This window comes from Deinococcus wulumuqiensis R12, assembly GCF_011067105.1.
Lineage (GTDB): Bacteria > Deinococcota > Deinococci > Deinococcales > Deinococcaceae > Deinococcus > Deinococcus wulumuqiensis.
Genome location: NZ_CP049360.1, coordinates 20791 through 41674 on the forward strand (window position 1 = coordinate 20791; position 20884 = coordinate 41674).

The 20884-nt window shown below is 60.0% G+C and carries 15 protein-coding genes and 1 CRISPR repeat array (1 of these 16 cut by a window edge); of the genes, 3 read left to right on the top strand and 12 right to left on the bottom strand.

All coding sequences use genetic code 11. The annotated features are described in order from the left end of the window. Positions 1 to 1293: a CRISPR direct-repeat array (repeat unit 37 nt; unit sequence GTTTCAATCCACCGCCCAGCGCACAGCCGGGCGGAAC) (it extends 1654 nt beyond the left edge of the window). Between the two features lie 176 nt (positions 1294 to 1469). Genes cas2 through G6R31_RS16390 form a run of 8 tightly spaced genes read right to left on the bottom strand, consistent with a single transcriptional unit; the run spans position 1470 to position 10496 of the window. Beyond that, positions 1470 to 1763: a CRISPR-associated endonuclease Cas2 gene (gene cas2, locus G6R31_RS16355; protein ID WP_017870399.1), complete on the bottom strand. Its 294-nt coding sequence runs from the start codon at positions 1761 to 1763 to the stop codon at positions 1470 to 1472. After that, positions 1760 to 2788 carry a type I-C CRISPR-associated endonuclease Cas1c gene (gene cas1c, locus G6R31_RS16360; protein ID WP_017870398.1) on the bottom strand — a complete coding sequence of 343 codons (1029 nt, stop codon included), beginning with the start codon at positions 2786 to 2788 and terminating at the stop codon, positions 1760 to 1762. Before cas1c ends, cas2 begins: the two co-directional genes overlap by 4 nt. Beyond that, positions 2789 to 3409 carry a CRISPR-associated protein Cas4 gene (gene cas4, locus G6R31_RS16365; RefSeq protein ID WP_017870397.1) on the bottom strand — a complete coding sequence of 207 codons (621 nt, stop codon included), beginning with the start codon at positions 3407 to 3409 and terminating at the stop codon, positions 2789 to 2791. Positions 3410 to 3466: 57 nt separating this feature from the next. Further along, positions 3467 to 4396 carry a type I-C CRISPR-associated protein Cas7/Csd2 gene (gene cas7c / locus G6R31_RS16370; protein WP_025566645.1) on the bottom strand — a complete coding sequence of 310 codons (930 nt, stop codon included), beginning with the start codon at positions 4394 to 4396 and terminating at the stop codon, positions 3467 to 3469. Beyond that, on the bottom strand, positions 4393 to 6366 hold the full coding sequence (locus tag G6R31_RS16375) for a type I-C CRISPR-associated protein Cas8c/Csd1 (RefSeq protein ID WP_017870395.1): 1974 nt from the start codon (positions 6364 to 6366) through the stop codon (positions 4393 to 4395). Before G6R31_RS16375 ends, cas7c begins: the two co-directional genes overlap by 4 nt. Next, a complete protein-coding gene (gene cas5c / locus G6R31_RS16380) occupies positions 6359 to 7084 on the bottom strand; it encodes a type I-C CRISPR-associated protein Cas5c (protein ID WP_017870394.1) in 726 nt (241 codons plus the stop codon). Before cas5c ends, G6R31_RS16375 begins: the two co-directional genes overlap by 8 nt. A 44-nt stretch (positions 7085 to 7128) precedes the next feature. Further along, complete coding sequence (locus G6R31_RS16385) at positions 7129 to 9432, bottom strand: CRISPR-associated helicase/endonuclease Cas3 (RefSeq protein WP_025566643.1); 2304 nt, start codon at positions 9430 to 9432, stop codon at positions 7129 to 7131. Continuing rightward, a complete protein-coding gene (locus tag G6R31_RS16390) occupies positions 9429 to 10496 on the bottom strand; it encodes a helix-turn-helix transcriptional regulator (protein ID WP_017870391.1) in 1068 nt (355 codons plus the stop codon). Before G6R31_RS16390 ends, G6R31_RS16385 begins: the two co-directional genes overlap by 4 nt. Before the next feature lie 107 nt (positions 10497 to 10603). Between G6R31_RS16390 and G6R31_RS16395 the strand changes: the two genes are divergently transcribed. Next, entirely contained in the window at positions 10604 to 12022 is a 1419-nt protein-coding gene (locus G6R31_RS16395; protein ID WP_017870390.1) for an FAD-binding domain-containing protein, read from the top strand. Between the two features lie 53 nt (positions 12023 to 12075). Here the strand turns inward: G6R31_RS16395 and G6R31_RS16400 are convergent, their stop codons facing one another. The 4 genes from G6R31_RS16400 to G6R31_RS16415 all read right to left on the bottom strand — a co-directional run bounded on the left by G6R31_RS16400 (position 12076) and on the right by G6R31_RS16415 (position 18078). Next, positions 12076 to 13113, bottom strand: a complete 1038-nt coding sequence (locus G6R31_RS16400; RefSeq protein WP_017870389.1) for an excalibur calcium-binding domain-containing protein — start codon at positions 13111 to 13113, stop codon at positions 12076 to 12078. After that, positions 13110 to 13394, bottom strand: a complete 285-nt coding sequence (locus G6R31_RS16405; protein ID WP_017870388.1) for a DUF3006 domain-containing protein — start codon at positions 13392 to 13394, stop codon at positions 13110 to 13112. Before G6R31_RS16405 ends, G6R31_RS16400 begins: the two co-directional genes overlap by 4 nt. A gap of 54 nt (positions 13395 to 13448) precedes the next feature. Then, positions 13449 to 15689, bottom strand: a complete 2241-nt coding sequence (locus G6R31_RS16410) for a 3'-5' exonuclease (RefSeq protein WP_026138728.1) — start codon at positions 15687 to 15689, stop codon at positions 13449 to 13451. A gap of 202 nt (positions 15690 to 15891) precedes the next feature. Continuing rightward, positions 15892 to 18078 carry an NERD domain-containing protein gene (locus G6R31_RS16415; RefSeq protein WP_017870386.1) on the bottom strand — a complete coding sequence of 729 codons (2187 nt, stop codon included), beginning with the start codon at positions 18076 to 18078 and terminating at the stop codon, positions 15892 to 15894. Between the two features lie 159 nt (positions 18079 to 18237). On the opposite strand from G6R31_RS16415, the gene G6R31_RS16420 reads away from it, so the two are divergent. Together G6R31_RS16420 and G6R31_RS16425 are read left to right on the top strand one after the other, a co-directional pair. Beyond that, on the top strand, positions 18238 to 19635 hold the full coding sequence (locus G6R31_RS16420) for a DEAD/DEAH box helicase family protein (protein ID WP_025566640.1): 1398 nt from the start codon (positions 18238 to 18240) through the stop codon (positions 19633 to 19635). Continuing rightward, the gene (locus G6R31_RS16425) at positions 19622 to 20851 is read left to right on the top strand and encodes a DUF790 family protein (protein WP_017870384.1); all 1230 of its coding nucleotides are present in this window, start codon (positions 19622 to 19624) and stop codon (positions 20849 to 20851) included. The genes G6R31_RS16420 and G6R31_RS16425 overlap by 14 nt, the downstream gene beginning before the upstream one ends. The last annotated feature ends 33 nt before the right edge of the window (positions 20852 to 20884 follow it).

Below are 20884 nucleotides of genomic sequence, written 5' to 3' on the forward strand. Positions count from 1 at the left end.
GCACAGCCGGGCGGAACCCCGGCCTGCGCCGCTGCCTGAGCCACCAGGAGGTTTCAATCCACCGCCCAGCGCACAGCCGGGCGGAACGGGATTCACGGTCTGTCCCCGTCAAATCTTGAGTTTCAATCCACCGCCCAGCGCACAGCCGGGCGGAACACAAGCACGAACCGCAGCACCCACAACCACGCGGCGTTTCAATCCACCGCCCAGCGCACAGCCGGGCGGAACTGCTCAGCGCCACGCCGTTCATCTTGTTAATCGTGTTTCAATCCACCGCCCAGCGCACAGCCGGGCGGAACGCGCCGTCGATGCTCAGGTGCAGGGTGACGGGGGGTTTCAATCCACCGCCCAGCGCACAGCCGGGCGGAACGGTGAAATGCGCGGCGGCGTAGCCGGAAGCGAGGTGTTTCAATCCACCGCCCAGCGCACAGCCGGGCGGAACCGCGGGCGACGCGCTTATCAGCGTGGCCCGGTATGTTTCAATCCACCGCCCAGCGCACAGCCGGGCGGAACGTCGTCTCCAGCGGCTCGTTCCACTGGGGCGAGTTTCAATCCACCGCCCAGCGCACAGCCGGGCGGAACCGAGTGTATGTCCTGACCCAGTTCGGAAAAGTTGTTTCAATCCACCGCCCAGCGCACAGCCGGGCGGAACGCCGGTAGACCAGCTCTTCACCCTTGCGAGCGGGGTTTCAATCCACCGCCCAGCGCACAGCCGGGCGGAACCACGATGTCTCCGGTCATGGCTTCATGATACCGAAGTTTCAATCCACCGCCCAGCGCACAGCCGGGCGGAACCTGCTCAGGGCACCTTGTGTGCGGCGGTAATCGTTTCAATCCACCGCCCAGCGCACAGCCGGGCGGAACCAAGCGGCGGGCTTGTTTCACCGTGACGTTTTACGTGTTTCAATCCACCGCCCAGCGCACAGCCGGGCGGAACCGGGTTCAGGGTGCCTGTAGTTCCAGCAACCCCAGTTTCAATCCACCGCCCAGCGCACAGCCGGGCGGAACCACGCCCGCGCAAGGTTGCGCTCCGAGATGCGCGAGTTTCAATCCACCGCCCAGCGCACAGCCGGGCGGAACGACATCTGCGGGTATGGCTGGATTGAGCGCAACAAGTTTCAATCCACCGCCCAGCGCACAGCCGGGCGGAACCTCGCTCATCGTCGTAGGAGCCAGACCATGAAACGTTTCAATCCACCGCCCAGCGCACAGCCGGGCGGAACGATGGCACGGGCAGTGTGGCGGTAGTCCTGGCTGTTTCAATCCACCGCCCAGCGCACAGCCGGGCGGAACAGTTCATCGTCTAAATACGTGCCAGACGACTTCCCGACATCAGTTTGCGCGAACCCTGCGCCGAAGTCCAGAAAGGGGGACGTATCGGAAATATCTATTTGTCATGCGGCTCGTCCTGTACGGACTTTTTAGGCGGCGCGAAACCTCCCGGTCTTTTCCGTCGCACCAGGTTCGCGCTACAGAATCAGGGGTTCGCTGAAATCCATGTACTTATCCACGCCGTGCGCCTCCACGAATTTTTCGCGGGGCTGACGCAGGCGGTAGATGCGGATGCTGTCCTCGGTCACGTCCATAGCGTTCAGTAGCTTCTCGCGCAGCTGGAGCAGTTGAACGTCGGTGACGCCGACCTCGAAGACGCTGTTCTGAACGCGCTGCCCGTGCGCCACGCAGATTTTGGCGACCCGGCGCAGGCGGCGGCGTCCGGCCTCGGTTTCGGTTTTCACGTCGTAGCAGACCAGTAAGTCAATCATCGGTGGAGGTACGGCGGATAGTGGGCCCTGTCGCCGCGCAGGTGCTGGGCCAGCAGGCGGGCCTGAACGTGTGGCACGAGGCCCAGCGGTGTCTTGCGGCCAGTGAGGGGGTGAGTGACTTCCTCCTTCTTGCGCTCGGTCAGGTGCGCGAGAATCAGCTTCCTCGCGTCATCCTTGATGGTCACGGTGTTGCCCTCATGCAGGACGAAGTCGCGGGGCGTGAGTTGTTGGCGGTTAATCAGGGTCAGGATGGCGCGGTCAGCCGTGACGGGGCGCAATTCTTCCATCAAGTCCAGAGCCAGGCTGCTCCGGCCAGGGCGCAGGGCGTGCAAAAAACCCATCTGCGGGTCGAGGCCCACCGACTGACACGCCGAGGCGCAATCGTTCGCCAGCACGGTGTAGACGAAGTTCAGCAGTGAATTGATGGGGTCGCGGGCCGGGCGGCGTGTGCGTTCCGTCAGCCAGAAAAAGTCCCGGTTCTGCCGCAGCATCAGCGGAAAAACTTCCCAGTAGATGCGGGCGGCGGTGCCCTCGATGCCTCGCACCTCGTCCACCGTTTTTGCCAGCGGCAGGCAGCCGATTTGCCCGTTAATGTCCCTGGCCGCCTGCCGCAGCAGGTTGGGGTCGTCGTTCAGTGCCTCGCGGGCCGAGCGCATCAGCGTCTGCTTCTGGTTCTGGAGCTTGCCAGCAGCGAAAAAACGCGACACTGCCAGCGTTCGTTCGGCGTCGCACGCGCAACCGTGTTGGGCCACCCGCAGCAGCACGTTTCCGCTGACGGGCGTTTCGGTGCGGGCCATGAAGCGGCCCTGTTCGGTGAGCCACGTGACGGATTTGTGGTCACGGGCCAGGCGGTGAATAAGGAAGGGAGTCATCATCACGTTGCCGAACACCACCAGACTTTCGACGTGATGGAGCGGAATCATCACAGGCGGTCGTTCTTCGGCTTCTACGCGGATATTTTCGTCCTTCAGGCTTAAGTAGGTGCCCTGCGTCTGAATGTAAAGGGTATTGAGAAGCTGGCGCATTCATTCCTCCAGCAGGGTGGAAAAGGGGTCGAAGCCACGCGGAAAATTACGCGGCGCGAAGGGTTCGCATTCGTATATCAAGCTGCAAAACTGACAGCGCTCATCGGCGGCAGGCTCGGGCAATACCCGCGTTTGCATCATCGCCAGCACGCCGTCCCGTGCATTCAGTACCTCCTCGCGCAAGGCGGGCGTAAAGGCCACCTCGCGCCGTTTGTGGCTGGCGGCATGGTAGATGAACCCCTGCGGAATGCTGTAGCCAAACATTTCCTCCAGGCATATAGCCTGGGCACAAAGCTGAATTTCGTCTGCTAGGCGCGGCTTGGCCTTGCCCGACTTGTACTCCACAGGGATGGGCCGTTCGCCATGCAACTCCACCACATCAGCCACACCCCACAACCGATGCTGCTGTGAAAAAAGCTGCAACCCGCGCAAGGTTTTTACGCCGCCGCGTTCCTCGCTACCACCCGCATGTGCCCGCTCGTGGTTCTGGTGGCCCTTCGCCGTTTGTGCGTTCTCGCTCCAGACCTGTTCCACATGAATCAGGGCGCACTGGCGCGGGCAAAAAACATAGTGCTGGAGGGCCGAAAGCATCACCTGTTCGTCGTTTGGTACGTTGTCCATCACGCCTCCTGCAAAAGAAGGCAGGCCGAGTCGCGGAAAACTCGGCCTGGGTTAGGACTAGCCTTCAGTTAAGACCGTCAGTGTCACGCCAGGGAACTCGGCCAAAGCTCCTTCTGGTGGGCGGCTCACGGTGTACTCCTCGAAACTGCGTGGTGAAGCAGGCTTTTCGGGCGTCGAGAGGGCCGGAATATCCACCAGCTTGAACAGCTTGTGCGCGGGCGCTTTGCCTAGAGCGTTCTCGTGACTGAAGACGTACAGACCACGCACTGCCATTTCTCCACGGCTGGCACTCCGGTCAAGGTCGAACAGGTTGACTAGGGCTTCCCAGAAGAGTTGCAGATCCCCGGAGGTCACGCCCGTACCGCCCTCTTCACGGGCCTTGCCGAGCAGCGGATTGAAGAACCCATGAGCGCGGTAGAGGCCATAAGGAAGGATGCTCTTGCGAGCCATTTCTGTATCCTTTCGCAAGGCATCTTCTTTTCGAGTGATGGCGACACGGGTAATTGTCAGGTCTATTGGAAAAACGGCATCAATACTGGAAGCAAAGGTGACTTGCATAGGCCCACGCACCTGCCCTGCGTTGTACTTTGCACCAGCTTCACCAGTAGCCAGAACAGCGCCAAACATGCGAATGTCGTAAAACCCCTGTGCCATATCGTCACGCAGACGGGGAATAGCCTTCTTCCCTTCCTTTTCTTCTTTTGAAAGTGGGGGTTGAACCTTTAGCGCTTTTTCCTCCTTTAACTCATTCAATGCGACTTTGCTTTGAATGAACATTGGAACCTGATGGGCGAGCTGCAGATAATCGCGAATTTTGCGTTTGATTGCAACATCCGTTACAAGACCTTTGAGTGTTTGCGGGTCTATCCGTGGTGAATTGGCTGCGTCGGGGTCGCCGTTTGGATTGCCGTTAGTTACATCAAATAATAGAACAAATTCATGGCGAACGTCTGGATTGCTGACTTGGGCGGTTTTCTCGGTGTTCATTCTTCTCCTCCTGAGCTTTGACCTTGTCCATCTTCTGCTTGTCCATCTGGCTGTCTATGTTTTCTAAGTTCGCCGCGCTGATGCCAGTAGCCCAACCCAAACTTGCCCTGTTCTTGGATATTCAGTGATGACGGGTAGCCTCCCACGGACACAATCTGGTCAACCAATTCCTCCAGGGCTACCGTAAGGTGCTTACCAGCCTTCGGCATATGGGCGGTAGTTGCCAAGGCTACTAGACGCGGGAAAGCGTTAGAGGGCGAAACCATTGCTGCTCCAAAACTTCTCTGAGTAATCGGGGTTTTAAGTCGGTTGCCGTGCTGCCTGAAGGTATATACCTGCTGTGCCTCTTCTAAGAGGGCAAGCAGTCGTCCGCATAAATAAGCGCTGTTCGTTTCCAGATTTTCCAGTCCAACCATATATGTTTTTCCTCCCGGCAAGTCCCTGATTTGATAATGGAAGAGTGCCAGTTTCATTGCTGAGGCCAATGAATGAAGATGAGTACGCCGGAGAAATTCCTTACGAGGTTCAGACTCCTCTCCACTCACTAAGAGCGTGCGGAAGCGTTGTACGGCCAGCACCAGCATTTCCTGCGGCGGTAGTGCACCCTCATAAGCGGTGCGAATCAGGTGACGGGTCAGGTTGGCGTTCTTGCTGTCCAGCGCCTCCATCAAGGCGTTGATGGACTGTGGCTCTCCTGGCTTTCCCCAAGCGTCATTGATTCTGGTGGCGTTCAGATACAGCCGGGCATGTGGAATGACTTTATCTAAGTCCTTGTACAGCCACTCGCGCAGCGCGGTACGCCCCACATTTGGGCTGAACACCGCCAGGGCAAATTTAGCCCCGTCAATGTTGGTGAAGTGGTCAGCTGCCCGGCGCTGAATGTTCAAAAAGTTGGCGAGCTGCGAGAGTCGCGCCTGTGGCTTTGGCGCGTCGGCCACAGCTTTTCTCCCCTTCTTGGCCTTGGGCTTTTCTTCCCCTTCTGCGCTCAAGTCGTCGTCATCGCTGGTGGCCACTGGTTTCAGAAGGTCACCGAAGGCGCTGGCAAAGTCAAACTCGGCTTCGGGCAGGGTCGCGCCTCCCTTCTCAATCCAGAACAGGGCAACCTGGTTAGTTAGGCTCTCAGGCTGGTCTTCATCTTTTACAAGGACTCGCCTTGATTTCTTATCTTGCGCCAAGGTGTTCAAAACTTGTGTGGCTACATCGGCGCATTCAAAACACAAGTTAATATGAGCAACTCTTACATCTTCACCTTTGACCCTCTTTTTGAATTCTCCCCTTCCACTCAAGAATGCTGTTTGGTTATATGAATGAATCGGACGTGGGGATTTGACTATTCTTACCCCGACGGGGATACGCCCAATCAGCGGCTTATTCTGCCCGCATACCGCGCATTCGCCCATCACAATGTTCTTTTCACTGTCCCGGACGGCGACGCGTTCCTGGGCTTCCGTGACCCAGAAAGCTTTAGCCTCCGGCAGTTTAAAGAGGCGTTGCCCGGCCAGCGGACCATACGTCAGTTCAAACGCCACCCAGTCCTTGGCCATCACTTCTTTAAATCTCGTATCTGACTCTAGCCATCTTTCTTTAATAGCTTTCTTGACCTGCAAAATGGCTGTGCGAAGTTCTGAACCTATTTCCGGTGCATCTGCCATCTTGTCTAACAGCTGCAAGAAGTTTGGATGCTTCTCGGTCAGAACTTTTGTTGCCTTACCACCTTTGTCATCAAGTTGCTCAATGCCAAGGGCATAAGCAGCCTCATCTGCAAGAGCATGAGCATCTGTGCTGCTGGTGCGCCCGGTGTAAGGCCGCGCCCAGTGCAAGCCTTCCAGGTTGGATTCTTCCAGCCGCGCCCCGTTCTCGCTGACTTGAACCGTCCAGCGGATGGGCTGCGAGTAGTTGTAAAACCCGGTGGGCGGAAGCTTCTCCCTGAATTCGGCGTCGCCTGCCAGATTGACCAGGGCGTCAAGCATGGCGACCCTCCAGCGCGTCCACTTTGGCGTAAGGGTTGCTGATTTCCGTTACCACGTCTACCCAGCCACCTTTCAGGGTGGCATTGAAGTACACCGCTTCCATATAGCCGTCTACTAGACTCCATTTTTTGCCGTCGTGCCGCTTGAACTGCATTTCCTTGCGGGTTTTGCTGGGGACAAAGGCAATGTCCAGCAGCATGTTGCCAAGGTTCTGGTTCAGCGAGTTGTCGGGCTTCTCATCCAGCGCCGCCGCTTCAAACTCCGCGCTGAATTCGCGGGTTCCCAGGTAAGGTTGGTGGCGGCATTGCCCAGCCACAGCCCGGCGCATAAAGCATTCGGTGTGCTTCACTTGCAGGTTCACGCCATTAGCCCGGGCAAAAGCATGAGGCTGCACCACGATGTCAGCATGAATGAGGTACTCCACGTCCTTGAGGAGCAGGCTGGAACGCTGCTGCCTGTCGTCTTCAACGTAAATAGGGGTTTTCCCCTGCCTGTTGCTGAGTTCGTTGCGGAGCACGGTGGTCGTGGTGCCTAGTTTCACCACCCCGATGCGCCGGATTCGGTACTTGATTTCTGGCTTCCAGTACACCGCTTCGAGTGCTCCGCGTGCCGCGCTAGGCGTGATAATTGGATAAGTCACGCGCTCGACTTTGAATTCCGGTCTACTGAACAGGGCGTAGTTGCCCCGCACGCGCAGGCTGACCGACGGGTCTTTCATAGGGTTTCCTCCTTAAGTAGACACAGTGTAAAATTAAAAATTTTTTAGAGCACATTTCCCCCATCCGGGATGTAAATCAGGTCAGCGGGGTCGCGGTCTATCGGCAGACCGACCAGCGGGTCGTATTGGCCCACCGCTTCAAACAGGTACACACCCTCTTCCAGTTCCCGGATGGCCCCGCCCTTTGCCAGCTGCCGGGCCTCGTGCGTATAGATGCTGACCACGTAGGGTTGTAGCGCCCGCCAACTTTTGCGGCTGGGAAAGTGCTGCCACTGTATCAGCGCCTTCAGGTAATCGCCGTAAGGAACGATGATGCTTACCGTGTCGTCCCTAATCAGACGGTAGGTTTCGGCCACCTTCCTGAATTCCAGTTCGCGGCGCAGCGGTTGAATGTGCAGTTCATCGGGGTGAACGTCGCCGTAAAGCATGGAAAAGTAACGGCGCAAAATCTCCGTGCCATTCATGTCGTGGTCAATGTTCTGGCTAGTTTCCAGCAACGTGCGGGCCTTTTCGATGCCTTTCTGGTAGGGACCTTTAGGCGCTTTGCCGCTCAGGGTCTGGAAAATGACCACGCGCCCCAGTGCTTCACCGTTGCCGTTGCGGTTGCAGCGCCCCGCCGCCTGAACAATGCGGTCAAGGGGAGCCAAGGCGCGGTAGACCACTGGAAAGTCCAGGTCCACCCCGGCTTCCACGACCTGGGTGCTGACCAGGCGCACGGGCCGCTTTTCGGTCTTATCGTCCAGTCGCGCGTTGATTTCGGCGAGCACCTTTTTGCGGTGTGCGCCGCACATCAGCGTGCTCAGATGGTAGAGATGTTCGGTGTTCTGGCTCTGAAGTTCCCGAATCAAGGCCAAGGAATCTTTGCGAGTGTTTAGGATGGTCAGGATTTGCGGCTCGGTCTTCATTTCGCTGGCAAGTGTGTTCCAGGCCGCGGGGTTGGGGTATTCAGGGTGCAGGGCGTACTTCACCCGCGTCAGTTCCCGGAAGTGGTCGGCATACTGCGGCACGATTTCGGTCTGGGAGAGGTTTTTGAAAGCGGCCGTCAACTCATCGGTTTCAAAAGCGGGCTGGGTGGCGGTGCACAGCACCACGCTCACCCCGTAGTCGTCTATCAGCGTTCGCATCACGTCCAGCGTGGCGGCCCGCAGCTCAGGCGGCAGGGTGTGTACCTCATCCAGCACAATCACACTCCGGGCAATTCGGTGCAGCTTACGCAGCTTGCTGGTTTTGCGAGCAAAAAGCGACTCGAAAAGCTGCACGAAGGTGGTGCAAATCAGGAGCATATCCCAGTTTTCGGAGGCCAGTTGCATCCGGAGGGCGCTGCCCTGCTTGCGCTCGGCGTCTTCGGCTTGCTGGTCGGGGCCGGCTTTGCGGCTTTTCGTTTCCACTGCGCTGTGGTGCTCAAGTACGGCGTCGTCGCCCAGAACGTCGCGGTATACCTTGGCGTTCTGGTCAATGATGCTGGTATACGGAATGGCGACAATCACGCGCCGCAGGTCGTTTTTCAAGGCATGCTTCAGCGCGAAGGCCAGGCCACTCAGGGTTTTTCCACCTCCCGTCGGTACGGTCAGACGGTACAGTCCTGGCTTCCCCTCAGCAGCTTTCAGACACTCGGCGTAGACTTCGTCTCGCACTTTCTGGACATGTGGAGCAACTTTTTTGCCATTTTTCTGTTGCTTGTCCAGCAGCTTTTGCCGCCCTGCTTCAAAGCGCTGCCATAGTTGGGGAATATCTAGGTCATACTGCCGCGCCTCTGGGCGCTCCTGCCCGAAATGCTTTTCAGTATCCAGAAAATCTGCGTCTACCAGGGCAGAAGTCACCATGCGCGTGAAAAGCTCTTGCTGGTAAGGCTGCGTAGGGATTTTTTCAGGGGTTCCACTGGGCTGTAGACCAAACGTCTGAATGGCTTCCTGCATTATTTCCAGTCTTTCGGACGTTTCCGGTTCACCCAGAATTTTCTGCTCGCCCTCCCCTGCGTCCTCAAGCCCAGCATGATGTCCCAGCACCGGTAGGGTGAAAGTGGAAGCTTGGGGATGCTGCCCAAGTCTGTTTTGTAGAAGCATAGCCCCCCAGACGGCGTGGGGTGGGCCTTTACGTCCCAGCTCTTGACCTTGCTCCTCAGCTTTCTTCGCATCGCGTAGATACTGCTGAAACTCTGGGTTGTACTTGCCGAGGTCGTGCCAGATGCCTAGCAGATACGCGAGATTGCCAGCATCGAAAATCTTGGCAAACTGCTGGGCCAACTTTGCTGTGTCCTGCAAGTGTTTCAAAAGGTCGTGTGGTTGGCCGCCGCTGCCGTCGCTAGGGGTGTGAGCCCAGTAGTCTTCTACCCAGGTCAACTTGCTCATACTTCATTTTCCCCTCTCATCCCGACATCTGTTGTCGTTTTACAGGCCTCCCGCAGTTCCGCCAGCCAGTGCGCCCGAATCTGGGGTGGGGCCAGCACCTCGACCCTGGGTCCAAAGCTGTAAATCCACGCCAGCACCTCACGCGGCAGGCCGCTGGTATCCGGCGCGGCGAAAACTACAGCCTCAACTCGGCCATCAGGAAGTTCACGCACTTTCTTCAGGTGAGAGTAGCCGCCCTCCAATACCCGGTAAGCGGCGTCTCGCCGAAAGCGCAGGTGAATGGGAATGCCCGTGCGGCCCTGAGTGCCGACAACGCCCAGGGCCGACTGAAAAAATTCGCGTGGGTCGAAGGTGTCCGGGATGGTGTAGGTTCGCGCCGTGTCTACCTGAAGGCAGCGCATACGTGAAAGTTTGAAAGTGCGGACATCATGGTGGAAGCTGATTTCACGGCCCACCAGATAGAGTTCCAAGTTCTGGGGATGAAGTTCAATCAAATAGGGCTCAACCACGTTGTGCCGCCATGCGCCGCTACCGCTAGGCTTCTGGTATTCGAAGGCAAGAGGATGGGCACCCAGCCATGCCACCGCCGCTTTCTCCAGATTCTGCGTTTCACGTCCATTTGAGCGCCTGCTGCCCAAGTCAACGAAGCTACGGTTCATCATGGGCTGGAGATGTTCGGGCAACCAGGAGTTCAATTTGTTGAGGGCCGCCCGCTGGTGCTTTGCTTCTCCACCCGAGCGGTGGTAGAGCGCACGTGCAGCGGCATGCAAGATAAGGGCTTCAGTGGGGTGCAAATTGGTGCGGTGCGTTCGAACGAAATAGCGTGGGGGGCGTGTCTGGGTGAAGTCGAAGTCAGGTTCCAATACAGCGAGGTCAGCTAAATCGCGCTGGATGGCTCGCTCTGCTGCCCCCCATTCCCTGGTATCTGGAACGATAGTGGGATACAAGCCCACTATCAGGTCGTGCACCGTGCGTTCCTTTTCTCGGAGCAACGCGGCAAGCTTGAACAGGCGGTGGGCCTTGAGGGGGCGTTCGGAGATGCCCTGTTCTTGCGGAGGAGCCATACCTCTAGCTTGGCATCTTCCACCTTCTGAATCTGAGTAGGTGTTGCCTGAAGTACACCTTGCCCCTAGCGCAAAAGTCGCATTTGTCTCACGCTAGAGTCGTCGCCATGCCCACCCTGCCGCCGAGCCTGCGTGACGTGCCACCCGCCGAACTCTTCCCAGAAGTGTTCGCCCGTGACCCGCACCATGTCGGCTGGACACGCGGCGGGCGGGCACGCGCACTGGAGTTGCTGGCCCAGCTCGACCCCGTCACCTACGGGCGTGACCGCTCCAGGCTCGACGGGCACGTTAGTCGCCTCTCGGCCTTTCTACGTCACGGTGTCCTTTCCCTGGCAGAGGTAAGGGACGCCGCCCTGACCCACGCTCCAGTCACCGCACCCAGCCGTGTCTACAAGTACATCAACGAACTGTCCTGGCGCGACTTCTTCGTGCGGGTCTACGCCGAAGTCGGAGACAAGGTCTGGCAGGATTTCCAACCTTACAAAACTGGAATCGCGGCCGCCGACTACGCCAGCGAATTTCCCACAGACATCGACCGCGCCGGGACAGGGCTGACCTGCATCGATTCCTGGTCACGTGAGCTGCGCGAGACCGGCTACCTGCACAACCATGTCCGCATGTGGCTGGCGGCCTACATCATCCACCACCGCCGGGTGCGCTGGCAGGCAGGAGCGAGCTGGTTCATCACCCATCTGCTCGACGGTGACCCCGCCGCCAACAACCTCAACTGGCAATGGGTGGCAAGTACCTGGCGGCGCGGCCCCTACATCTGGAACCGCGCCACGCTGGTCAAGAATGCGGGAGAACGCTACTGCGCGTCTTGCCCGCTGGCTTCCGGGGGTTGCCCCTTCGACGCGACCTATAGCGACCTTTCCACGCGCCTGTTTCCCTCACGTTACCCAGCCCCAGGGGAAACAGGCGTGCTGCCGCCCAGGATGCTGGAGGCGGTTCCCTGGGAAGCGCCTCCTCCACCTGAACCACTTCCCGGCGCGGTGGTCTGGGTGCATGGAGACCGACTCTCCCCCACCAATGAGGCGCTGCTGGCCTACCCGGAACGCCCCGCCGTGTTTGTCTGGGATGACGAACTCCTCAGGACGTGGGCGGTGAGCGCCAAGCGTCAGAGCTTCATCCATGACTGTGTGGCCGAACTTCCCGTCCACGTCCTGCGCGGGGTGGTGGCTGAGGAAGTGGCCCGCTTCGCCCGCGCCCACCGCGCGAAAGTGATTGCCACGACCCCTAGCCCCAGTCCACGCTTCGCGCAGATTGTAGAGGCGCTGCGGGAGGCGGGCTTTACCGTACAGCTCTGGCCCGAACCCGTCTTCGGCGCGAGTGTGACTCCGCTGGACTTGCGGGTTCACGCCGCTTACTGGGGACAGGTGAGAGCCAACGCTTTCGGCAAACCGCCTGCACCGCCCAAAGAAAAGCCACTGGTCAAAGTCAGCAGCCCTGGCGACAAGAAGCCCAGCAAGCGCAAGCCTAAGAAGCTGGACGCCGAGCCGCTGTTCAAGTTGGGGGAAGGAGATTGAAAGCAGCTGTTCAGGAACTGCGCCACGCTCCTGGAAGCTGAGCCATTCGCCAACTACTCGCAAGCCTTGCCGTCGCCATCCCTGTCCAAATTGGTGCTGTATCCCGGCTGCCCACGCAGGAGTGGCGCAGCCCCAGCAGCGCGTGCTTCGGCGCAACTGCGGTAGATGACGTTCTGAGAGGGCACCGCTGGACGTGTGGGTGCCGCAGCGGGTGTAGTCGTCGGGCGTACTGGCGCTGGAGTGCCTGCCCCCTGCGTTCCCTGGCCGCGCTCGGTGGTAATGGTGTAGGCCCCCGTCGGGCGGACAGTCACCGTGACCGTGCCATTGAGGTCCGTTCGGTAGGTCGTGGCGCCAACCGAGCGGTACAGGTTCAGGGCGCTCTGTGTCGGGTGGCCGTAGTTGTTCGGACCCACGCTGATGACCACGTTGCTGGGCCGCACTGCCTTGAGCCAGGTGGCATTGTCCCCGTTCGTCGCGCCGTGATGGATGGATTTGTAGACCTGCACCGGCCCAAAGGTCGTCGCCGGGTACTTCCTGAGCCAGGCGGACGTTTCCGCCGTCTCAGCGTCCCCGGTCATCAGAGCTTTGAAGCCGCCGTACTGCACCAGCAGGCCCACAGAGTTCAGGTTCTGGTCGTTCTTCGGCATCCCGGGTGGGGGTGGCAGCACCGTGATTTTGACGCTCCCCAGGTTGATGGTCTGGTCTTTTGCCAGCAGGCCCTGCGTGCCTGCCTGTGACACCACATTCATCAGGCGTCCCCAGGTCTGCGTGGTCGCCGCCAGGCCGTTGTTCAGGAAGAACTTCGGCTTGTTGAGCGCAGTCACAGGAATCAGACCCGTGATGTGGTCGCCGTCGCCATGACTCGCGGCCACCAGGGAGACATTTTTAATGTCGTACTGACGGATGAGTTCACGCATCCGGCTTTCGGAGCGGCCCCCGTCGTACAGCAGGGACTGGCCTTCTGGCGCGGTTATCAGCACAGCGTCGCCCTGACCCACGTCGAGGAAGCGAATGGTCAGCACGCCTCGCGGGGCGGCCTGGGCCGCCGCTACGGTGCTGCACAGCAGCGCCAGTGCCAGAAACCGCTTCACAGGCTGATGTCTCCAGCAGGAGCGCCCTCGTTCAGGGCTTCCAATGCCTCCCTGGCTTTGCCCTGGCGACGCCGCGTTTCCTGACGGTCAATCTCGATGCTTTCGCCGTGGTCGTTGATGGCCAGCACGTCGCCTTCTTTCAGGCCATCTGGCAAGGTGGAAATCAGCCAGTCCGCCGTTGTCCCGTCTGGCAGCTCTACACGGGCATAGTTGCCCTCGATACCGTCCACAACGACGTGCTCGGTTTTTAAGGGCTGAGCATCGGGCCTGGCATCTGTCATAACGTCATTTTAGGGGAGCGGACTCACGCGGGACCAGACTCCCCGCAGAGCCGTTTAGCCCACCGTGCGAAAAACGGGGTGTAGCGACGTGAGAGGCCTATCAAAGAGGCCCTGACCACTGCCTTGACGGAAGACCTGCTCAAAGTCCTCTGCCGCCAGCCCTTTACGTAAGCGGGTGGCGTAGGCGTTGTAGAGATTCTGCTGATAAGCCCGCACGTCGTAGTCATGGCCCTCTGGGTTCAGGTCGAGCGGCAGCCAGCCACGCTCCTGTTGACGGTAGAGATAGAGACGCTCACCCTGCCGCCAGTTCTGGCCTGCGTTCAGCAGCGCTTCGTACTGACTCTCCTTGCGCTGGGGGCGGGTGCGGGCGTAGTCCTCAGGAGACTTGGTCAATCTGACGCGGGTTGCCACTTCACGGTTGGTCAGGGTGCGCCTTGAAAGGGTGTCCAGAGTTCGCTGGTAGATGTCATGCACTCTGGCAACGTCACCTTCCAGAAGGGCCTTCACCGCCTGTTCCAGAAACTTTTTGCCGTAGGGTTCCGACCTCACCGTGTCGAAGGCGGCTCCCCGCAATTGTAATTTGCCGTCATAGCCCAGCAAGGCATAGTTCTTGATTTCGTGGCTGAGCATGGCGACCCAGCGGCCATCGAACTCCAGAGAAACGCCTTCTGGAAGGGTGGCATCAACCTGGGCGATGAGTTCTCTTTCCTTCGCTTCATCCCAGCCTTCGGGCACGCTGAAGTAGACACCATCGGTATCGGCTTCAATCAGGGTTACGCCACCTGCCTGGAGGCCACCCACCACTTGCCCCAGCACTTCCCGGCCCCGCGTGGTGACCCGGTCTGCGGCTTCCCTGTCACCAAACAGGGCCATCCTGCCCGCGCCCAGGTAGCCGTAGCCTGCATTCACGATGAGTTTCATGGCCGACTGCATGGCGTCGTGCTCTCCTGGTTCGCCACGGCGCATGGCAGCCTTGTGTTCCAGGCGCATCAGGGTCAGCCGGTCCATCAGGTGCAGGAAGACGCCTAACGGGTCCGACGCTGGCCCAATCTTCTCCGTGCGAATCAGGCTGGGATACATGCTGGCGATGTCGGCTTTGACGACGCGGGGCAGGACACCCTCGGCGAAGAGCTGGACGTGACCACCTGAGTGCGGCTCCGCGTGACGTGGTTGCTCGGCGGGCAGAGAGACTTCACTGTGCAGATAAGCCCTGACCAGCATGGGTTCCAGCACCCCCATTGCAGGCCCGGCGTAGGGCAGGCGGTGATACGGGCGGGGCGTCATCTTCGCCAGGGCGAAAGATGAGGCCAGGACCCGCTTTGCCAGGGCGTCCACTTCTTCCACGTCCTGCAGGGCGTAGCGCCTGACGGTTTCAGGATGTTCAAGATAGGTCTGGGCAATTTTCTCGCCTTCGAGATAGACGCGGCCTGCTGGAGCGATGCCGAAGAGCTGGGACACGACCTTCAGGCTCTGGCTGGGCAAATCCATCCGCCGGACCGCGTCGATGGTGTCCAGAATCTCCCGCCCTGCACAGGCCCAGTGGGGGGACGTGCGCCCGTCATTGACCTTCCACACCCCTGGCGGCCCCTCTGGGCGGCTCAGATTGACCCTGAGGCCCAGCACTTCCGCCCTCCCCAGCAGAAAAGGCAGGTCAAAAGCGCAGATATTGTGGTTCTCAATGATGTCCGGGTCGCGCTGGGCGATGATTCGCAGCAGGTCACGAATCATGCCCGCTTCTTCCGCAGCGGTCGGGGCTTCCAGCACCGCCTCAAAGCCACGGTTGTCCCGCACGGCAATCATGAAAATCCGCCCTTCCTGCGGCGTCAGGCTGGTGGTTTCCAGGTCGAATTGCAGGCGTACCGGGTCGTCGAACTGCATCCCGCCGAAAGAGGTGCGCCCCGACTGGCAGAGGTACTGCTCTACAGGGGACAGCGTGTAATAGCCGTTCAGGTCGTGAAAGCTGGTGACGGGCTGTTTCAGGCGGCGTGAGGCACCTGCCAGGAGCCTCCTTCGCAACTCTCGCCCATCCGTCACGGTCAGCAGGTACTTCAAAGTACCTGTGTCACCTTGACGCTCCTGCACATGAAAAGGGGCAGCCGGGTCATCCCAGGAAAGAGGTAAGCCCTGGGCATCCTCCAAATCACGGGCAAAGACCCAGGAACGGAAGCGGGCCTGTTCGCAGTGGACCTCCTCACCCTCACGTCGCCAGACCCAGGCTTGCCCCGCGAGGTTGGCATACACGGAAACGATGCCTGGAAGCGGGTCATGCCCGAACAGCCAGGGGTCAGCCTGCATAGATTTGACTTCCCGTGAATACCACGGTATTCTTTTTAGCATCAAGCCGCCGAGTGCGGCTTTTTTCTTTGGCACTGGATAGAACAGAGGGACAGCAACATGGAGACCTGTTCTATGCCTTGCCTTCCCTCTGGTCTTACAGAAGACCTGGACGCCAGGTCTCCATGAAGCTGTGCCAGAAGCCTCTGACCGCCCCTCATGGTCAGTCCACGTCGTCCAGCTGACGTCTGGGCTGACGGTAGGTGAAGCGCAGGGTGGAACCTGACGCGATGACCCGCTCAATTTCGTCTTTCAGCTGGCTGCTGGACATGCCAGCGCCGCTCAGGTGAACCCAGCCCCGACTGCGGCTGATACCCACAAAAAGCTGATTGCGAAGCTTGATGCTGTCTTCCTGAGCCGCCACGTGGTCGAGGCCGACCACGTACACCACGTCCGCCTCATTGCCCTTGGCCTGCATGATGGGGCTGACCGTGATGGCCCCATCATGCCAGAAGCCGTTGGGGTCGGTGTTCGGCCACTTCTGTTTGGGCACGTTCACGTCCTTGTTGCCGGGAAGATAAACACTGATGCCAGCCGCACGCAGCGCCTGAAAGACCTCACGCTGAAGGTTGTACGGCTGCCACTCCAGTCCGGGGACAACGATGAGGAGATGGCGACTGGGTTGCAGGCCACCCTCACGCAGGTCGTGCTGGAGAGAGGCAATCAGCGCTTGCAATTCGGCCTTCCGGTCAGGGTAAGCGGCAAACGTCACCAGCGGGTCTGGCGTGAACTGGCTCAGGGGATTGGGGGAGTTCTCGGCGGCGCGGGTCAGCGTGACTTCGTTCCCGCTGCGGAATTGCCCCTCCACGTCGTACCCTATCGCCTTCCAGTCCCGCTGATTGGTCAGCCCCGCCAGCATGCCTTCCGTTCGCAGGAGGCCCATGCCCAGCGCATGGGCCGCCAGCAGCACTGGCCCCGGTGTCCGGTAGCAGCGGTTCATGATTTCCGACTTGCGAATGCCACCCTTGTAGGTCACGCCCGCACCGAAAATCTGCGCTCCGGCCTCACCGAACAGCGACCGGGTACTCGGAATGGTCAATGAGTCCAGCGACTGCGCCTCGTCGTAGGCCCAGATGAGACGGCGGGCCTCCGGCTCGCCGCTGTCGAACAGCGCGTCACGGGCCACCGGTCGCAGGGACTGGTAAGCCATCCAGTAAAACGCCTGTTTTTCCTCGAAGGTCAGGGCCACTTCCTCGTGAACCAGGTCTTGCCCTTCGTCGATGAGCACCGCATCGAAAATCTGAAGGGAACGACCTGTGGCTTTCGCGTCATCCAGCAGGGCCTTGCAAGCGTAGAGCAGTTTGGCTGTGGGAGAAGCGTTCGGCGTATTGTCCACCGTCAGGGGCCGCACGCCCACCTGCGCCGCGAGGGTGCGGTAAAAGCCCGGCTGGTCTTTCGAACCCCAGGCGTGCAGGACACGCAACTTGTGCTGGGCCTGCTGCAGGGTCACCTCTCCGTTGGTGGCCTGCCTCAGCCAGTGGTCCACCTGAAACTTAATCTGGTCGTAGAGAGAGCGCGAAAAGAACACCAGGGCAATGTTCCAGTCCGGGTGGCGCAGGTGCATATTGGCCGCTTTCTGAGCCAGCAAAACTGTCTTCCCGCTGCCCGCGATGCCACGAATGCGCTGCGGCCCAGGGGGAATGGTCTTGGCGATGAGTTCCTGCTGCAGGTCGAAAGCATGGAGATGTCTGGCCGTCCGGGCAATCAGGTCTATCTTTCGCCTGGATTCCAGTGGAGCCTGCAGGTGGCGGACCTGACGCCTGGGAACGCTGCCACTCGTTCCCAGGGCGCGGCGCAGCGAGAGCCAGTCCTCATCGCTGAGCGGCTCGCCGTAGCGGACGGGGGGAGTCTGCTCCAGCGCCCGGCGGAGTTTGGCGGGCGTCAGCTGGTCGCTAAACAGCATGGGCACGTCGCTGAGCAGATGCCCGAAGCGACTGTCCCATTCCTCACGGGAAATCAGCGGCGCGGCGACAATGGCCCTGGTGGCCAGTCCAGTCAGTCCCGACTTGCGAACAGCGAGTTCTCCCAGCACCTGGGCCTGCTTGCGGGCCTGCTCATAGGGGTTGAGGTGCATCTTGCCGTAGTAAGGCCGGGAGAGGTCCCAGCGGTAGCCGGAAACGCTGCCGATGATGTCCAGCGGCAGGCTCTTGACCTCGATGATGACCAGCCCCAGCTCCGGGTCAGCCACCAGGATGTCCGGCTCACGCATGGTTTCGTTGGTTCTCAGGGGATAGCGCCAGAAGCCGAGGGCCTCTTCCCCAGCGTAGGCTGCCTTGACCGCCTCGAAAACCCTGGCTTCACCCTGTTCTCCAGCGCCGCCAAAGCCTTCTGTTGCGATGAACTCAGCCACAATGCTTCAGGGTAGCCCAAAAGGAAAGACGAAAGCTCATTTGCTGTCAGTCCGTTGACTGTGGGATGGCCCTCTCAGGGACAAATTCAGAAGATACGTTGGGCCATAACTTCCCTTGGTCACCATGACCCATGAAGCCCGTCCGCTAAACTGCGCTCAGTGAGCCTTCCGCAATTGAGACTGGACCGGGGCACCCTGGTCATGAAGGAAGTTCCGCCTGTGGTAGCGGACTGTTTCCAGTGGGACGCCCGGAGTCAGTCCTACCGGGCCAGGGGCATGGACTACCGCTTTGTCGTCGAGGCGCTGCGGAAGGCGAATATCACCTTCAAGGACGAAGCTGCCGACTTCCTCAAGCTGGAACTGGATTTTTCCCGCGAAATAGAACCATACCGACACCAGAAGCAGGCCCTGAACGCCTGGAAGCAGGCCGGAAGGCGTGGTGTCGTCGAGGTGCCGACCGGTGGTGGCAAGACCCTGATTGCCCAGCTCGCCTTGCGGGACACCCCGCGCAGCGCCCTGATTTGCGTTCCCACCCTGGATTTGATGGCCCAGTGGTATGCCGGGCTGGTGGCCGCTTTTCCCGATGCCAGCATCGGGATGCTCGGCGGGGGCAGCAAGGATGAGACCCCGATTCTGATTTCCACCTACGATTCCGCCGCCATTCATGCCGAGACCCTGGCCGGGCGCTACGCCCTGCTGATTTGCGACGAGGTCCATCACCTGCCAGGGGATTTCACGCGGGCCAGTGCCGAGATGAGCCTTGCCCCCTACCGACTGGGCCTGAGTGCCACCCTGAAGCGCTCTGACGGGCGAGAGCGTGACCTCGATGCCCTGATAGGCCCCGTGGTGTTCTCCGCGTCTCCTGACGAGCTTGCAGGCCATACCCTGGCGGCCTACAAGGATGTGGTCATCAAGGTCAAGCTCAGCCCCAGTGAGCAGCAGCGGTACGACGAACTGATTCGGCAGCGGAATGACTTTCTACGGCTCAACAACATCAAGCTGGGCACGCTCGACGGCTGGAAGCAGTTCATCATGAGCAGCGGCAGTCCGCAGGGACGGGCCGCGATGCTCGCGCACCGCGAGGCCAAGAGCCTCGCGTACGGCACTGAGGGGAAACTCCGTGTCCTGGAAGAAATCCTTGCCAACCATCCAGACGCCCGCACCCTGATTTTCGTGAACGATAACGCCACCGTGTACCGCATCAGCCGTGAGTTTCTGATTCCTGCCATCACCCACCAGACCCATGTCAAAGAGCGCGTAGCGACGCTGGACAGGTTCCGCAGCGGGGAGTACCAGTACCTTGTCTCCGGTCAAGTCCTCAACGAAGGCGTGGACGTCCCCGAAGCGAGCGTGGCCGTGGTGCTCTCCGGCACCGCGACGGAGCGGGAGCATATTCAGCGTCTGGGTCGCATCCTTCGCAAGTCCGAAGGCAAGCAGGCCGTGCTCTATGAGGTCATTACTGAGGGCACCACGGAAGAGCGGGTCAGCCAGCAGCGCCGGGGCCAGTGGCAGCCCAGACCCAACCTCAACCTGGAGGACTTGAATGCTCCCGACTGAGCTGCTGATGTTCCGCGTCAAAGGTGGAGTGGTTGAGCCAAAGCGCCTCAAGCCCACCACCGCGAATCTCAAGCTGGCCGAGACGGTCATTCAGACCTTCGAGCAGCACCTGGGAAAAAGACGCTTCGAGCTGGACGAGGAGCTGCGCCTGCTGGAAGAAGGGCGCTCGGATTACCGCGTGCTACGCGGTCTGACCCGGCTGCTCCTTCAGCAATGTGACTTCGAAGCCGGGGGCGGGATAGAGCCACACCTCGCCCGCGAGAAGGTCTTTGCCCTGGCCCAAGGGCATCCCCCCAGCCGCAGACGCACGGGCGAGTTGCTCGAACAGCTGGGCCGGAGCCTGGACAGGCCGCTGTCATCCGAAGAACTGGCGGCTTCGCTGTACGCCGACCTGGAAGACCAGCAGACGCTCATCAGCTTTGACCCGCCTACGCCTGAAGAACTGATTCACCGCTTCGACCTCGCGCAGGCCCAGGGCTTGCTCTACCGGGCGTACAGCCTGATTATCACGGCCCGTCGCAACGAGCCGTCCCGCTACAAGCAGCTTCTCAAGTACACCAAGCTCTTTGGCCTGATGGTGACCGTGGAAGGGGACGCCACCTTCGGCTTTACGCTGACGATGGATGGGCCAACTTCTCTCTTTTCGAGTACCACCCGCTACGGGCTGGCGATGGCGAAATTCCTCCCGGCCCTGATTCACGTCACCAAATGGGACCTCACCGCGACCATCAAGCCCAGAAAAGACCTGGCCTGGGTCGACCCAAATGACGACGAGTGGCAGTACGGCCTGACCAGCGAGGATGGCTACGTCAGCCATTACAAGGTGCCCGAAGAGCATGACAGCGCCCTGGAATCCGGCTTCGCCGAGCGGTTTCAGAAGCTCGACACGCCCTGGACACTCGAACGGGAAGTAGACCTCGTTCCTGTTCCTGGCGGCGTCATTCTGCCCGACTTCCGCCTTCTGCACGAGGATGGCCGCAGCGCCCTGGTGGAAATCGTGGGCTACTGGCGGCCTGACTACCTCCGCAAAAAGTTTGACCTGCTCCGCAAATCAGGCAGAGAAGATGTCATCGTCTGCGTTTCAGAGCGGCTGAATCTTGAAAAGGCTGGGGTCGACCCCGCTGACTTCGGGGAGCGGGTGATGTGGTTCAAAGGGGTATTGAACCCAAAAGAGGTGCTGGCCGTTGCTGAGCAGGTCGCGAGGAAAGAAGATTGAAATAATGACTCAACTTACCCATCCCCTGGACAG

Bases quoted from the DNA above. Each gene is read 5' to 3' on its own strand.
- G6R31_RS16385 (WP_025566643.1), bottom strand. From the start codon at position 9,432: ATGAGCAAGTTGACCTGGGTAGAAGACTACTGGGCTCACACCCCTAGC.
- G6R31_RS16410 (WP_026138728.1), bottom strand. From the start codon at position 15,689: ATGCAGGCTGACCCCTGGCTGTTCGGGCATGACCCGCTTCCAGGCATC.
- cas1c (WP_017870398.1), bottom strand. From the start codon at position 2,788: ATGCGCCAGCTTCTCAATACCCTTTACATTCAGACGCAGGGCACCTAC.
- G6R31_RS16405 (WP_017870388.1), bottom strand. From the start codon at position 13,394: ATGACAGATGCCAGGCCCGATGCTCAGCCCTTAAAAACCGAGCACGTC.
- G6R31_RS16390 (WP_017870391.1), bottom strand. From the start codon at position 10,496: ATGGCTCCTCCGCAAGAACAGGGCATCTCCGAACGCCCCCTCAAGGCC.
- cas4 (WP_017870397.1), bottom strand. From the start codon at position 3,409: ATGGACAACGTACCAAACGACGAACAGGTGATGCTTTCGGCCCTCCAG.
- G6R31_RS16395 (WP_017870390.1), top strand. From the start codon at position 10,604: ATGCCCACCCTGCCGCCGAGCCTGCGTGACGTGCCACCCGCCGAACTC.
- cas7c (WP_025566645.1), bottom strand. From the start codon at position 4,396: ATGAACACCGAGAAAACCGCCCAAGTCAGCAATCCAGACGTTCGCCAT.
- cas2 (WP_017870399.1), bottom strand. From the start codon at position 1,763: ATGATTGACTTACTGGTCTGCTACGACGTGAAAACCGAAACCGAGGCC.
- cas5c (WP_017870394.1), bottom strand. From the start codon at position 7,084: ATGAAAGACCCGTCGGTCAGCCTGCGCGTGCGGGGCAACTACGCCCTG.
- G6R31_RS16425 (WP_017870384.1), top strand. From the start codon at position 19,622: ATGCTCCCGACTGAGCTGCTGATGTTCCGCGTCAAAGGTGGAGTGGTT.
- G6R31_RS16375 (WP_017870395.1), bottom strand. From the start codon at position 6,366: ATGCTTGACGCCCTGGTCAATCTGGCAGGCGACGCCGAATTCAGGGAG.